A 13,479-nucleotide genomic window follows, 5' to 3' on the forward strand; every position below is an offset into this window, starting at 1 on the left:
GGATGAGGGGTATGGCGATTGGGTGTGCGCCAAGTCACGGGAAAGTCCCGATTCCGAAGCGGTCGGATGGTGTGCGGGAGGGTTCCGGGACAGGGCCGGGAGAGGACGGTTCGGGGGGCGCCGGTCGCAGTCGGCACCCCCGTCCCCCCGTTCACGCTGCGCTCTGGCTCGCCAATGCGGGCTGCCAGTTCACACCGTGCCTGGAAAACAGGGCGGTCATCCGGCCATCGGCGATCATCGCGTTCATCTCGTCCTCGAGCGCGAAGCCGAGTGTGCGCGAGTTCTCCTTGACCGCGATGCCGATGTCCCAGCCGGGTGAAAGCATCATCGGCAGGGGCCCCTGGCGTTTTCGGATGCCCGCTTCGGGCGCGTCGGCCAGGGCGGCCTCGATCTGCGCGCGGCTGGCCACTGCGAAGTCGGCTTCGCCCGTGCCGAGCGCGGAGATCGCCTCATAGCCGGTGCGTTTGTGGACGAGGTCGCTGGCCAGGACCCCTCCGGCATGGCCCAGAAGGTAGAAGTCGGGGATCGAATCGAGTTCGGCCGCGATCGGGTGGCCCTTGAACTGCGCAGGCACGACCTCGCAGTTGCCCGCATCCGGGCTGCAGGCCGCGCCGAAACTCTCGCGGTAGTAGGGCGCCATGAAGGCGACGTTGTCCTCCTGCTGCATCAAGGTGCGGTCGAAGGGGACGTGGAGCATGACATCGCAGGGCTGGAAGCCGAGCAGGCCCCCGCGCCAGACCACGTTGCGCAAGTCGTCGGAGACTTCCTCGTCGGCGATGAACAGCGCGATGTCGGCGCGAAGGCCCAGGCTTTCGGCAAGCGCGCGGGCAAGGTCGGCGTCGATGCCGGCAGGTGTGCCAGCCTCATCCCAGGACCAGGGCCGGTTGTCGGTGTAGAGCCCGACGCGCAGCACGCCGGCCTCGCGCACCTTGGCAAGCGGGGCGGCCCAAAGCGACGAAGGCCGCAGGGCCGCTGGCATGGCCAGCGCCCCTGCGGCGGCGAAAAGGCTCTTCAGGAGAGTCCTGCGACCACTCTCCATTGGGTTTACTCGTCGGTGTACTTGGTTTCGAGCCAGGCGCGGATCGCCCAGCCTGCCTTCTGGCCGAGCACCTCGCCGAAGGGTGGCATGTAGACCTTGCCGTCGTGGCTGGAGCCGTTGCGGAAGCGCTCGACGAACCATTCATCGCCCGAGGGGCCGGGTTCGAGGTAGCGCAGGTCCGGGGCGATACCGCCCGAAATGGCCTCGAGGCCATGGCAGCGCGCGCAGTTCTGGCCATAGGCGCTTTCGCCGATGGCAATGGCTGTCGCGTTGCCGGAATAGGGGTTCTCCGCCATCCAGGTGTCGTTGCCGCCCTCGATGTCGGGCAGGGCCGAGGTGTCGACCGCCTGGGGGGTCACGTTGCCGTGGGCCAGCAGGCTGGTGCCTGCGGTAAGCGAAGTAATGGCCGCCGCCGCGATCAGGGCCGCGCGGCCTGTACGTATCGTCATGGTGTCAGTCATCCTCTGCGACCTCAGGGCTCGGTCAGGCGTCCCCGAATGGTGTCCATGATCTAGCGCAAGCCTTTAACTTTCCCCAATTGGACCATGGTACAAGACCAAGGTGCAATGGGCCCGGGGCGCGCAAATGCCTAGGTTTGCAAGGCAAATGGAGAGGATCATGGACATGTCAGCCCGCCGCGCGTTCACAGCGTTTCTGACCCTTGGAACAGCGCTTGCCGCGAGCGCCCCGGCAAGCGCGGGCACGCGCGCCTATATCAGCAACGAGCGCAGCTCGACGGTCTCGGTCGTTGACCTGGAGAGCCGCGCGATCGTGGCCGAATGGCCGGTCGGCCAGCGCCCGCGCGGGATCGCGCTGACACGCGATGGCAAGTATCTTCTCATCTGCGCGAGCCTCGACAACGCGGTGGAAGTGCGCGACCCGGCAACGGGCGCGCTCGTGCGCACGCTCCCCTCGGGCGCGGACCCTGAGCAGTTTTTTCCGGCTTTCGACGGGCGCTACCTGTTCGTGGCCAACGAGGACAACGCGGCGGCCACCGCAGTGGACCTCGTGGAAGGCAAGGTCGCCTGGCAGGTTGCGGTGGGCGAGGAGCCCGAAGGCATCGCGCAGAGCCCGGACGGCACATGGCTGCTCGTGACGAGCGAGGAGGACAACACCGTCGCCTGGGTCGATGTCGCCAGCCACGAGGTCCGCCTGGAAATGGAGACCGACGCGCGCCCGCGCCATGTCGAGTTCACGCCTGACGGCCAGCAGGTCTGGATCGGGGCGGAAATGGCAGGGACGGTCCACATCGCCGATGTCGCGACGCGCACGATCACGCGTACCATCGCCTTCGCGCCGCCGGGCGTCCCCGCCTACAAGGTCATGCCCTGCGGCATCCGCTTCACGCCTGATGGCAGGACGGCGCTGGTGGCGCTGGGACGCGCGAACGCGGTGGCGGTGGTCGATGTCGCGAGCGGGGAGGTGCGCGGCTATGTCCCTGTGGGCGAACGCCCCTGGCACCTGGCGATCCTGCCCGATGGCGGGAGCGCGCTGGTCGCCAACGGGGCGAGCGACACGCTGTCCCTCATCGACATTGCGATGCGGGAGGTCATCGCCACGATCCCTGCCGGAAAAGGCCCCTGGGGCGTCGCGCTGGGCCACTGAGGGCGCGGTTTGCACCGAACCGGGTCAGTTCGTCCCAAAGTCCAATTTCGCACATTCCCATCCGCTCCCATGCTGAGAACAGTCGCAGGAAAAGACGACACATAAACCTCAGGAGGGGATGAACGATGATCGGCAAGATCATGCTGCGCAGCACCGCTGCGCTGGGGGCTATCGCCATGTCCACGACGCCGGTCTTTGCCGGTACGGGCGAGACCCTGCTCAAGCGTCTGCATGAAAAAGGTATCCTGACCGACGAGGAGTACAACGAACTCCTCGCCGAAGAAGCCGCGGAGGCCGAGGCCACGCCCGCCCCGGCCGTGGCCGTGCAGGGCGGCGAGGTCGACACCGGCCTTCTCGTCAAGCGCACCCAGAGCGGCATCGGCTTCGAGGTCGGTCCGGCCACGATCCAGTTCGCAGGCTCGGTCAACGGCTTCTACGTACACGACAATCCCGATACGCCCTCGGCCACGACCCCGGTCGTGGGGGGCATTGCCAGCGTGGGCACGAAGAATTCGAGCGCGGTGCGCAACGGCCTTCTTCCCGGCTTCCTGACGGTCTCGGTCTCGACCCAGCAGGCGGGTTGGGACATCAACGCCTTCTTCGGCCTCTACCCCGGCATCAACTCGGCCGCCTGGGGGACGCTGGGCGCCAACAACGGCGGCCAGCCCACCGCGCTCGCCACCTCGGGCATCGACGCGCGCCAGACCTATATGAGCTTTGGCCGCGCGAACTTCGGCACGGTCAAGCTGGGCCGCGACATCGGCCTGTTCGGTTCCGATGCGATCCTCAACGACATCACGCTGCTCTCCTCGGGCTCGCCCGGCGGCAACGTGGCGCCCGCCAACACGACGCTGGGCCGCATCGGCTCGGGCTACATCTACACCGATTTCCAGCCGCAGATCACTTATACCAGCCCCAAGCTGGGCGGCTTCCAGGCCGCAGTCGGCGTGTTCCAGCCGCTCTCCTCGCTGACCGGCCCGGCGCAGGCGAATTCGGAGCCCGGCTTCCAGGGCAAGCTCACCTACGATGGCCAGTTCGGCGGCGTCGGTGCGCACCTGTGGGCCTCCGGCATCACCCAGAAGCACGACATGCTGACTGGCGGCGACTACACCGGGCGCGGGCTCGACATGGGCGCCAAGGTCACGGCGGGCCCCATCGCGGTGACCGGCTACTACTACACCGCCAAGGGTCTGGGCACGACCGTGCTGGGCCTGTTCGACACCGACGCGCAAGGCAACCCGCGTTCGAGCGATGGCTTCTACGTCCAGGGCCTGGCCACCTTCGGCAAGTTCGCGGTGGGCGGCAGCTATGGCGAGAGTTCGCTTGATTTTGCCAACCCGGCCGATGCGCTCGCCAACCCGGACCTCGTCAAGACCAACTCCAGCTATGTCGGCCAGGTGCGCTACAGCTTGACCAGCTGGGTCACGCTGATCGGCGAGTACATCCACTCCAAGGCTGAGGCCCATTCGGGCAACGAGGCCGAAAGCGATGCGCTTGCCATGGGCGGCATCCTCTTCTTCTAGGCGCTTTCCCCGAGGCACCACCGAGCCGGGGGCGCTGTGCGTCCCCGGTATCTTCCCGGAAGGCCGGTTGTCCTCATGACAGGTCTTCCGGGACCACATTGCCCAGACATGCCCCACATCGTCACCCGGAAAAGGTCGCAGCCATGGATGACTTCACCCCCAAGCGGCGCGCGTGCGCTGCGCAGACGGCTGCCAGCGCGCTGGCGCTCGCCCTGCTTGCCTCCACTCTCCTTTCATTACCCGCCCACGCCGAGGATGCGGACGACGCTGCGTTCGCAGGCGAGATCCTTGTCACCGGGCGTGGTCTTTCCGAGACGCCCGGACGTCCGGCCTATTCGACCCGCACCCTGGAACGCCGGGACATCGTCTCGTCGGCCTCGGGCCGGGTCGAGGACGTGCTCTCCTCGGTTGCGGGCTTCCAGCAGTTCCGACGCTCGGACAGCCGCTCGTCCAACCCCTCCGCGCAAGGGGTGACCTTGCGCGCGCTGGGCGGCAACGCCACCAGCCGTGCGCTTGTCCTCCTGGACGGGGTGCCGATGGCCGATCCCTTCTTCGGGTATATTCCGCTCACCGCGCTTTCGCCCGACACGCTGGGCATTGTGCGGGTGACGCGGGGCGGAGGCTCTGGCCCCTTTGGCGGCGGCGCGCTTTCGGGCACGATCGAACTGGAAAGCGCAGGTGCAGAGCAGCTGGGCCTCCTCACCGCCAGTGCCCTTGGCAACCAGCGCGGGGAGAGCGAGCTCAGCGCAGCCATCGCGCCCCAGCTGGGCAGCGGTTTTGCGGTCGTCTCCGGTCGCTGGGACCGGGGCAAGGGTTTCTGGACGACGCCGCGTGACCAGCGCGCCGATGCCAGCGTACGGGCGCGCTACGAATCCTGGTCGCTGGGCCTGCGAACCGTCGTCCCGATCCGCGAGGACGTGGAGCTCCAGGCGCGCGGCCTGATCTTCCGCGACGATCGCACCTTGCGCTTTGCGGGCGCCGACAGCGCGAGTGAGGGGCAGGACGCGAGCCTGCGCCTCGTCGGGCGCGGCACCTGGCAGTTCGACGCGCTGGCCTATGTCCAGGCGCGCAATTTCGCCAACACGGTCATTTCCTCCAGCCGCTTCACCCCCGTACTCGACCAGTACAAGACCCCCGCGACGGGGATCGGCGGCAAGTTCGAGCTGCGCCCGCCCATAGGCGATGCGCACACCTTGCGTCTTGGCACCGATTGGCGGCGTTCCTCGGGTACGATGAACGAGATCGCGATCAGCGCCTTTTCGGGCAACGTGACCGAGCGGCGGCAGGCGGGCGGGGTGAACAGCGACCTCGGGTTCTTCGCCGAGGACGACTGGCGCCTCGGCGCGCTTACCCTTACCGGAGGCGTGCGCGCGGATCGCACGGTCATTTCGGGCGGCTATTACGCCACGCGCGATGCGCAAGGGACGCCGACCGGGCGCACCGACTATGCGAGGCAGGCGGACTGGACGGTGACCTGGCGCGGCGGCGCGCGGCTGGCGCTGAGTGAGGCGCTGGCCGTGCGCGGAGCGGCCTATTCGGGTCTGCGCATGCCCACGCTCAACGAACTCTACCGTCCCTTCGTGGTCTTTCCCGTCGTCACCCAGGCCAACGCGCAGCTGCGCAGCGAGAAGTTGGAGGGCTACGAGGCCGGGCTCGATCTGACGCCCATGTCGGGGATGAAATTCACCCTGACCGCCTTCGACAACCGGGTGAAGCACGCCATCGCCAACGTCACGCTGGAGCCCAACCTGCGCCAGCGCCAGAACCTGCCCGCCATCGATTCGCAGGGGATCGAGCTGGGCGCGCATCTGGTGCGCGGGATCGTGCGGTTCGACGGCTCTCTGCTGTGGACCGAGAGCAAGGTGGATGGGCAGGGCGCTTCGGCCGATCTGGACGGCTTGCGCCCCTCGCAGACCCCGAACTTCGCCGCCTCGGCCACGCTCGGGCTGGTACCGAAGGAGGGGTGGCGGATCGCGGCCACGCTGCGCCATGTCGGCGCGCAGTACGAGGACGACCGGGAAAGCGACGTGCTGCCCGCGGCCACAACGCTCGATCTCTTTGCACAGGTTCCGCTTGGCGGGAAGGCCAGTCTGGTGCTGCGCGCCGAGAACGTGACCGACGAAACCATCGTGACGCGCAACCAGGCAGGGTCTATGGATACAGGTGTGCCCCGCACGCTGTGGGCGGGGCTGCGATGGGGGATGTGAGGGCATGGGGACGGTACGCTACAACGCAGGTGCGCGCACGCTGCACTGGCTGATCGCGCTGCTGATTATCGCCAATATCGCTGGCGGCCTGCTGCACGAGCCGCTGGACGGGGTCATCTCGATCATGCCTCTGCACAAGGCGGTGGGGATGAGCGTTCTGGTCCTCTCGCTGGTGCGGCTGGGCTGGCGCATGGCCTGGACCGCGCCCGCCTACCCCGCGACGATGACACGGGCCGAAGTCGGCCTCGCGCATCTGGTCCACGTCGTGCTCTATCTCTTCATGATCGCGATGCCGCTGACGGGCTGGATAATGTCGTCGGCCAGCCCCTATCCGCTGACCTGGTTTGGCCTGTTCGACATCCCCCGCCTGCCGGTGGTGAAGGACAGCCTGCTCGCAGGTCTGGGGCACGAAGCGCACGAGATCGGCGGCTACCTCCTGATCGCGCTTGTCGCCGGCCACGCCCTTGCGGCGCTGCGCCACCATTTCATGCTCAAGGACGATATCCTCAAGCGCATGCTCTGAACGGTGATCGCCATGTCAGCGATTGCATAAGTGATTGCATCTCAACTTTTCTTGTCTGCTCCGGTGGCGCTGACTTAGGGTGTCGCACCGGTGCCGGTCGTGACCTGATCGACGCTCCGCGTCATTGGCGGCGCGCGCCGGGGGACGCGCAGATCCGGCGAGCGACAAGGAGAGTGCGAGGACATGATTTTCCAGGCCATGACGGCGGCCGTGCTGGCCGCCCTTCTGCCCACGACGGCCTTGGCGCAAATAGCGGATATCCGCAGCTACTCATCGGTTCCGCCCGAAAACCTGACATCCATCATGGTTCTGGGAACGCCGCATCTCAGCGCTCTTGAGGATGTCACCCTCTCGCACGTCAAAACGGTCGTCGACCAGATTGTGGCCGCGAAGGCGCGCGTCATCGGCATAGAGCGACTCTCGGCGCTCGAGATCGTGACCATGCAGGCAAGCCCCGTTCTCGCACCGGCGCTCGAACAGTTCGTGGGCCCCAGGCTTCTGCAGATTGCCGCCGCCGCCCAGTCCCGCACGGGAATGGGCGCTCTCGAAGCGGCGGAGGTGACCTCTGCGTGGACGAGCGGGTCCGCAGGTCTGTCGCAGGAGGAATGCCTGGAGCGGCTGGACATTTCCCTGGCTGCCTATCAGCCCGAAACGGCCCTGCTCTATCGCGAACGCATCGCTGCGGACGCGCTCGACCAGGATGCGGCGCACTATCTCGACACGCACCGTACCTCGATGAACGAGCGGGTGAGCGTGGCCTTGGCCGCGGCCAGAAAGCTGGGCCTTGCGAAACTCTGGTCGATCGATTCGCACCTGGACAAGCGCCTGATCCTGCCCCGAATGAAGGAGCTCCAGGCCGCCTTTGCCAAGCGCCGCCGGTTACGCAGATGCCCCATTTCGTGGAGCAGGAAGAGATCACGGATCGCGCTATCGCAAAGGGCGACCTCCTGCCTGTCTATTGCCATATCAACGCGCAGAGCTTTGGTGCTGCGGATGTGCGCGGGCAGTTCGACTTGCCCAATCGCCTGGAGTTCGAGGACGATATGGGCCGTATCCGGGAGGCCGCCTGGGATGAGCGGAACCACCGCATCGCCGCGCATGTTCGCCACGCCAGCGCCTCGGCGGTGGGCGGGGCGATGGTCGTCCTGATCGGGGTGGGCCACAAGCCGTTCCTCGACGAGCTTCTCCTCACCAGCCTCGACAGCACCACGCAAGGCGAAGTCCTCGCCTGCGATTGACGCCTGTCCGCCGGAGACCATGTCCGGGACTTTTCAGAGGGCGGGGAGCAGCTCGGCCTCAAGCGCGGGGTAGAGATGGCTGACGCTGCGCTCCAGTTCATAGCGCGCGGCCTTGAGCGGGGCGAAGCGGGGCGGGATCGCGGTGTATCCGGCCTCCACCATCGACAGGCCGCGGGTCACGGCTTCGCGTAAGAAGCTCTCCAACCAGTCCAGCCAGTCACGGGTTTGCGCGATGGCGCGTGCGCCCGTATCGGGAGGGCCATGGCCGGGCAGGAGCTGCCGGTGGGTGAGCGCCTGCAGTGTTTCCAGCGCCCGGCGCCAGCGATCAAGGTCGGCGTGCGGCGTGGACGGCGCACGGTCGTGGAAGACGAGATCGCCGGCAAGCAGCGTGCCCGTAGCATGGTCGAGCAGGGCCAGATCGCCCCCGCTGTGCCCGTCCAGCGCCAGGAGCTGAAAGGTGCGTCCACCAAAGGTGACTTCGCCCGCGGCCGCATCGCCCCGGGGCAGCGCGATCTGGGTGCCCTTCATCCAGTCGGCAAGCAGGCGGTACATGGCATCGGAAAACCCCTCCACATCGCGCAGCAGGCCCTCGCGGGTGGCGGGAAGGGCATGGACGATGGCGGGATCGAACGCGGCCGCGCCCATCGCGTGGTCGGGGTGGAGGTGGCTGACATAGACACGCGCGACCTCCCGCCCGGTCGTGCGACGGGCCAGCGTGGCGAGCGCCGTCCCATGGGCGAGCGAGACTCCCGGATCGAACAGCACGGTGCCCGCATCGGTTGCCAGGAACGCGCTGTTGGCAATGGCGCCGCCGTTTTCGAACAGGATCGGCGCGTCGGCGCCGCGCACCATCCAGACACCATCGCCGATTGCCTCGGCCTGGGGGGCATAGCTCCCGGCGAAGACTTCGGCTCTGGCAAGAGCAGGAGCAAGGGCAGGAGCGAGCGCGGGGAGGGCCATCGCCCCTGCCACCATCGTGCGGCGCGAAAGGGTCATGGCGTGGGGCCTTCGATCCGGGCTTCGAACTCGCGGCCCGAGGTGTCGCGCGCGATGACCCGGTAGCGCGCTTCGCGCCCGGCCAGGAGCAGCGTGAAGGCCGGGTCCTCGGCCACCGCGCCCGAGACGGCGACATGGGCACGTTCGCGCCCGTCCTCGCCCAGCACGCGCAGCGTCTCCAGGTTGTAGGCGGGAATGTTCTCGACAAGCCCTGTGTCCATCGGGTGGCGCAAGGTCAGGCGCAGGCGCGTGTCCTCGCCTTCCGCCCAGGTTTGCCCGCGCATCTCGCCCAGGTGTTCGGCCCAGTCGCCCTTCACCCGGCTGACCGGCGGGGCCGAGCAGCCTCCACCTGCCGCATCGATCCACTGCCCCGCGACATGCCAGGTGCCGTCCCGGGTCTGCACGGCGGCGCGTACCGGGGTGCGCTGGTCGAGCTTGATGCGCGTTGCCAGGAACGAACGCGCGGCCAGCGGGCGGTAGTCGATGGCAAGCGGGATCGGGTTGAGATCGGCGAAGATCAGCAGACGGGTGACATCGGGCACCGCGCGCGCATCGACCATGACCGGGAAGACGCGCTGGTTCTCGGCAATGCCCGGGATCGCGAGTCCAACCTGCGCATCGAAGACGACGCGCGCGCCTGCGAAAAGGCGCTCGGCATGATAGGTCCACATCGGTGAGCCGAGCGGATCTGTGGGCAGGTCCGTTGCCGCACGGGCCGGGGCGACCTGGCCCATGAGGGCCGAGAAAAGAGCAAGGCGCTTCATACCAATGGGCAATGTAGGCAGGCGCAGGGCCTTCCCATATTGCACCTTGGACCGAGACGGGAGGCACGATGGCAAGGCACGCGTGGCAAAGGGGAATGGCACTGGGCGCGCTGGCCCCGGCCCTGCTGACGCTGGCCTGTGCGCCCTTGCCCGGTCGGCCTTCACCCGAGCGTGCTCTGTCCGAAGAGGACCTGTTCGATGCCGAGGGCTACCGCACCGCGCGCTTCCGAGCCCCGGTCGCGCGTGATCCCGCTCCGGCACGGCGTATGGCCGAGGCGGAGGTGCTGGCGCTGCAGCCGGGGCGCGATGCGCTGTTCCTCGATGTGCTGCCCGTGACAGGCGGCTGGCGCGATCCGGCGACGGGGCGCTGGCACCTTTCCGAACCCCACCGCAGTGTGCCCGGCGCGCTCTGGCACCCGGAAACGGGGCGCAGTCCGCCCGATGCACGGCTCTGGGAGGCCCTGCGCGGTGCCATTGCCGAGGCGCGGCGCGCGAACGCGCACCTGCCTGTCATTGTATTCTGCCGCTCGGATTGCTGGATGAGCTGGAACGTCGCCCGCCGCCTTGCGCGCGAGGGCGTGGGGCAGGTCTACTGGTACGAGGAGGGGGTCGAGGGCTGGCACGCGGCAGGCCGTGACCTCGTGGAGGTCACGCCTTTGACAGTGCCGCCCTGAGCCTGACGGGAGTAGGAAATTAGGTCCGAGGGCCATTGCCCTATGGCTCCCCGAACCTGGCGACCTTACCTTTCTTGCGCGGCCCTGGCCGAGAAAGGCGAGGTCGCCGATTCCGGGGTCAAGGGGCGATGGCCCCTTGAATAGAATCCTCTTCCCTTGTCCTTCTTCTCAGCGCTGCTTCTTCAGATAATCGATGATCTCCTGGCGCTTGGCCGCGTCCTTGATGCCGGGGAAGCTCATGCGGTTGCCCGGGACCAGTTTGCGCGGGTTCTCCAGCCACTGGTGCAAGGTGGCTTCGTCCATGGTGAGCCCCGCGTTCTTGAGCGCATCCGAATAGGCGAAGCTGCCCTGGCCCATCGGGTGGCCGAAGGTGCCGAAGAGGTTGGGCCCCAGCTTGTCGGGCGCGCCTTTCTCCGCGTTGTGGCACACCGCGCAGCGCCCGAAGGCCGCGGGCGGGCCGGCTGCGGCCACAGGTTCCGGGCTTGGTGTCGGCGCAGGTGCGGGTTTGGGAGCCGGGGCGGCCTTGGCCTCGGTGGGCGTGGGAGTTGGGCTCGGCTTCGGGCTGGCCTCGGCTTGCGGGGAGGGGCTTTCGCTCGGCTGGCTGGCGGGCGGGCTGTCCGGTTCGGCCGGGCTCTCGGGCAAGGTCGCGCTTGCGCTGGGTTCCGGCGTGGTCGGAGCCTCGGTCTGCTCGCCGCCCGAACAGGCGCAGAGGGCCAGCGCAAGACCAAGGCCAAGGGCGATGGACGAGGTCACAGGGCCTCGCGAATGGGCGCGTGGATGACGCATGGCGAAAAATTCTCCCCGTTCATGATCTTTGCGCAGGGTTTCGCATGGAAGGCGCGGCGCCCGATATTGCACTTTGGTCCGCATCACTGCGGCTGGCTGAAACTTTTTTTGCGCGCCGAATTTCACCTGAAATGGCGGAAATGCGGGAGTTTTTACCATGCGGGTGCGGTGGGGGCGCAAGCGCTGCAAAAATAATCGAAACGAATCACTTGCCGGGTCCGGAAAGCCTTGCTAGGGGCGCGCTCCTGCCGAGGGACGCTTTCAAAAGCTCCTCTGATTTAGCGGTCGTGGCGGAATTGGTAGACGCGCAACGTTGAGGTCGTTGTGGGCGAAAGCCCGTGGAAGTTCGAGTCTTCTCGACCGCACCAGGCAGATTTCTGAAAAGAAACGGATAAAAGCCTTCGGGCACCCCTCCCAGGACACCGGAAGGCTGGTGCCTTTTGGCGTGTCTGCGTGGTGCGCGTGGTGCGTGCAGGGGGGGGGCGTCAGGAGGCGCTGAGGGCGGTGTCCTGAACCGTTGCCACTTCGCGCGCGCGCGCTTCGAGCTGGTGGCGCACGATGGCGTAGCTCTGCTCGTTCCCGACATCGATGGCCTGCGTGCCGTCCGGCGTGATGACCGCCTCCACACGGGCCCGCAGGCGGCGCGAGGCGCGTGCAAGAGCGCCGCTGCGCGTCTCGAGGCCCAATGCCAGCAGGATCAGGCCCACAAGGCCCATGGCGCGCGCAATGCGCAAGGCCACCCGCACCGAGGCGCGGCGTCCCCGGAAGATCGAGGCGGCCCCCAGGAAGTCCGCGCTGCGCACACCGTAGAGGTCGCAGGGCGCCAGGTGCCCGTCACGCAAGGTCAGGTAATGCGGTGAGCCGCTGGGGTGGACCGCCTCGACTGCGTCGCGCGGGGCGAGCGCGAGCGCGATGTCGGCGCTCTCCAGGGCCGTGACCAGCTGGTCGATGGTCTCGCCGCTCAGGAGCGCATGGTCGGCGGTGGTGACGAGGAGCGGGCCATCCCACCCTTGCGCGGCGGCGCGAATGCTCTGGGCAACATCCTCGCGCGCTTCGACGAGAGTGACCGCGCCCCGGCCGGGAAGGCGGGTGAGCACGTCCCAGACCGGATCGAAGGCCTCCTGCTCGATGCAGATGGCGAGGCTGCCGACCTTGGGGTGCTGCGCGCCGGTCTGCAGGACATGGGCGATCAGCGGGCGCCCGGCGAGCGGGATCAGGCTGCGGTGGCTGACACCGAAGCGTTCGGACAGCGGGTCAGAAGACGGGCAGCGCTGCCCGGCCAGAACGATCAGGCGGACAGGGCCGGTTTCGGCCACGGTCGTCGGGTGTGGGGGATGGGAAGGCATGCCCGGCCCCTATGGCGCGGACGTATGACAACGGCGTGACCGGTCCATGGGGCGCGGCGCTCTGTCAGGTCCCGTTCGCTGCGGGGGTTCAGTCGGGCTTCCAGCCGATCTCTGCGGTGGTCGCGGCCTTGGGGATGTCGGTCAGGGCCTCGTTGATGGTGATGACTTCCCCTGCCGCCAGCTTGCGCGTGGGGGGCACGATTTCCTTTTCGTAGATGATCCGCTCGCGCGCGTCGCGCAGGACGACCAGCAGCGAGGGCACGTAGCGGGTCTCGCTGCCGATGTTGCCGATCGTGCCGCTGACGCTGAAGAAGTCGCTGCCATCGGCAAGGCGCTGGCGGTCCTGGCGCTTGCGCGGGAAATCGAGCTGGAGGTCAGGTTCGCCCTGCCGGAAGGTCTCGTGCGGGGTGGGGATCCAGCGGGGCAGGCCGCCCCAGGCGATGGCGCCGGTCAGGCCCAGCGTCACCACCGCAAAGATCGAGGCCGCGTAGGTGCCGATCTTCGCCCAGTTGCGGCGGGGCTGGAAGGGCGGTGCGAAATCGAAGCTGGAGCTGCGCTCGTCGGCGTAGTGGACCGTGTTCTCGGTGTCGTCGTAGACCGCCGCCGGGGGCTTTCGCAGCGAGGCGGGCGTCGCCATCTCGGCGCGTTCCGCATCGGTCCGCAGCTTGGGCTTGCCGGCTGGCCTGGGTGCTGCGCGTGGTGTCGGGGCAGGCGCGGGAGCCGGTGCCGGTGTGGGCGCTGCGGGAGCTGGCGTTGCGGCCACCGGCTCGGGAGCGGG

The 13,479-nt window shown here is 67.9% G+C and carries 14 protein-coding genes and 1 tRNA gene; 8 read left to right on the forward strand and 7 right to left on the reverse strand.

The features are described 5' to 3' along the window. Positions 1-151 precede the first annotated feature (151 nt). Together MBENS4_RS09655 and pedF are read right to left on the reverse strand one after the other, a co-directional pair. Positions 152-979, reverse strand: a complete 828-nt coding sequence (locus MBENS4_RS09655; protein WP_242404854.1) for a substrate-binding periplasmic protein — start codon at positions 977-979, stop codon at positions 152-154. A 65-nt stretch (positions 980-1,044) separates the two neighbouring features. Further along, complete coding sequence (gene pedF, locus MBENS4_RS09660) at positions 1,045-1,488, reverse strand: cytochrome c-550 PedF (protein WP_084592017.1); 444 nt, start codon at positions 1,486-1,488, stop codon at positions 1,045-1,047. Between the two features lie 175 nt (positions 1,489-1,663). On the opposite strand from pedF, the gene MBENS4_RS09665 reads away from it, so the two are divergent. The 5 genes from MBENS4_RS09665 to MBENS4_RS09685 all read left to right on the forward strand — a co-directional run bounded on the left by MBENS4_RS09665 (position 1,664) and on the right by MBENS4_RS09685 (position 8,046). Then, on the forward strand, positions 1,664-2,644 hold the full coding sequence (locus MBENS4_RS09665) for a PQQ-dependent catabolism-associated beta-propeller protein (protein WP_052322351.1): 981 nt from the start codon (positions 1,664-1,666) through the stop codon (positions 2,642-2,644). A 125-nt stretch (positions 2,645-2,769) separates the two neighbouring features. Beyond that, positions 2,770-4,167, forward strand: coding sequence for a porin (locus MBENS4_RS09670; RefSeq protein WP_199904364.1), 1,398 nt, complete (start codon positions 2,770-2,772; stop codon positions 4,165-4,167). Positions 4,168-4,310: 143 nt separating this feature from the next. Further along, positions 4,311-6,374, forward strand: coding sequence for a TonB-dependent receptor (locus MBENS4_RS09675; protein ID WP_052322161.1), 2,064 nt, complete (start codon positions 4,311-4,313; stop codon positions 6,372-6,374). 4 nt (positions 6,375-6,378) lie between these two features. Next, a complete protein-coding gene (locus MBENS4_RS09680) occupies positions 6,379-6,897 on the forward strand; it encodes a cytochrome b (RefSeq protein WP_039390425.1) in 519 nt (172 codons plus the stop codon). 183 nt (positions 6,898-7,080) lie between these two features. Then, positions 7,081-8,046, forward strand: coding sequence for a hypothetical protein (locus MBENS4_RS09685; protein ID WP_039390427.1), 966 nt, complete (start codon positions 7,081-7,083; stop codon positions 8,044-8,046). A gap of 122 nt (positions 8,047-8,168) precedes the next feature. Here the strand turns inward: MBENS4_RS09685 and MBENS4_RS09690 are convergent, their stop codons facing one another. Both MBENS4_RS09690 and MBENS4_RS09695 read right to left on the reverse strand, forming a co-directional pair. Continuing rightward, positions 8,169-9,131, reverse strand: coding sequence for a quinoprotein relay system zinc metallohydrolase 1 (locus MBENS4_RS09690; protein WP_039390429.1), 963 nt, complete (start codon positions 9,129-9,131; stop codon positions 8,169-8,171). Continuing rightward, complete coding sequence (locus MBENS4_RS09695) at positions 9,128-9,895, reverse strand: quinoprotein dehydrogenase-associated SoxYZ-like carrier (RefSeq protein WP_039390431.1); 768 nt, start codon at positions 9,893-9,895, stop codon at positions 9,128-9,130. Before MBENS4_RS09695 ends, MBENS4_RS09690 begins: the two co-directional genes overlap by 4 nt. Positions 9,896-9,990: 95 nt before the next feature. Here MBENS4_RS09695 and MBENS4_RS09700 point away from each other — a divergent pair, with 95 nt between their 5' ends. Then, positions 9,991-10,569 (forward strand): rhodanese-like domain-containing protein, encoded by a 579-nt coding sequence (locus MBENS4_RS09700; protein WP_084592019.1) that lies wholly within the window; start codon positions 9,991-9,993, stop codon positions 10,567-10,569. A gap of 168 nt (positions 10,570-10,737) precedes the next feature. On the opposite strand, the gene MBENS4_RS26110 is transcribed toward MBENS4_RS09700, so the two are convergent. Beyond that, entirely contained in the window at positions 10,738-11,355 is a 618-nt protein-coding gene (locus MBENS4_RS26110; RefSeq protein WP_199904365.1) for a c-type cytochrome, read from the reverse strand. Between MBENS4_RS26110 and MBENS4_RS25330 the strand changes: the two genes are divergently transcribed. Beyond that, positions 11,347-11,550, forward strand: a complete 204-nt coding sequence (locus MBENS4_RS25330; protein ID WP_144400883.1) for a hypothetical protein — start codon at positions 11,347-11,349, stop codon at positions 11,548-11,550. The two genes, MBENS4_RS26110 and MBENS4_RS25330, sit on opposite strands and share 9 nt — an antisense overlap. An 86-nt stretch (positions 11,551-11,636) precedes the next feature. Continuing rightward, positions 11,637-11,723 (forward strand) — tRNA-Leu (locus MBENS4_RS09710). Positions 11,724-11,840: 117 nt separating this feature from the next. Here the strand turns inward: MBENS4_RS09710 and MBENS4_RS09715 are convergent. Both MBENS4_RS09715 and MBENS4_RS09720 read right to left on the reverse strand, forming a co-directional pair. Beyond that, positions 11,841-12,701: a nucleotidyltransferase family protein gene (locus MBENS4_RS09715; protein ID WP_052322162.1), complete on the reverse strand. Its 861-nt coding sequence runs from the start codon at positions 12,699-12,701 to the stop codon at positions 11,841-11,843. Positions 12,702-12,789: 88 nt separating this feature from the next. Beyond that, the coding region (locus MBENS4_RS09720; protein WP_039390432.1) for a thioredoxin at positions 12,790-13,479 on the reverse strand (690 nt) is incomplete at its 5' end.

This window comes from Novosphingobium sp. MBES04 (assembly GCF_000813185.1).
In the GTDB taxonomy this organism is placed as follows: Bacteria; Pseudomonadota; Alphaproteobacteria; order Sphingomonadales; family Sphingomonadaceae; genus Novosphingobium; species Novosphingobium decolorationis.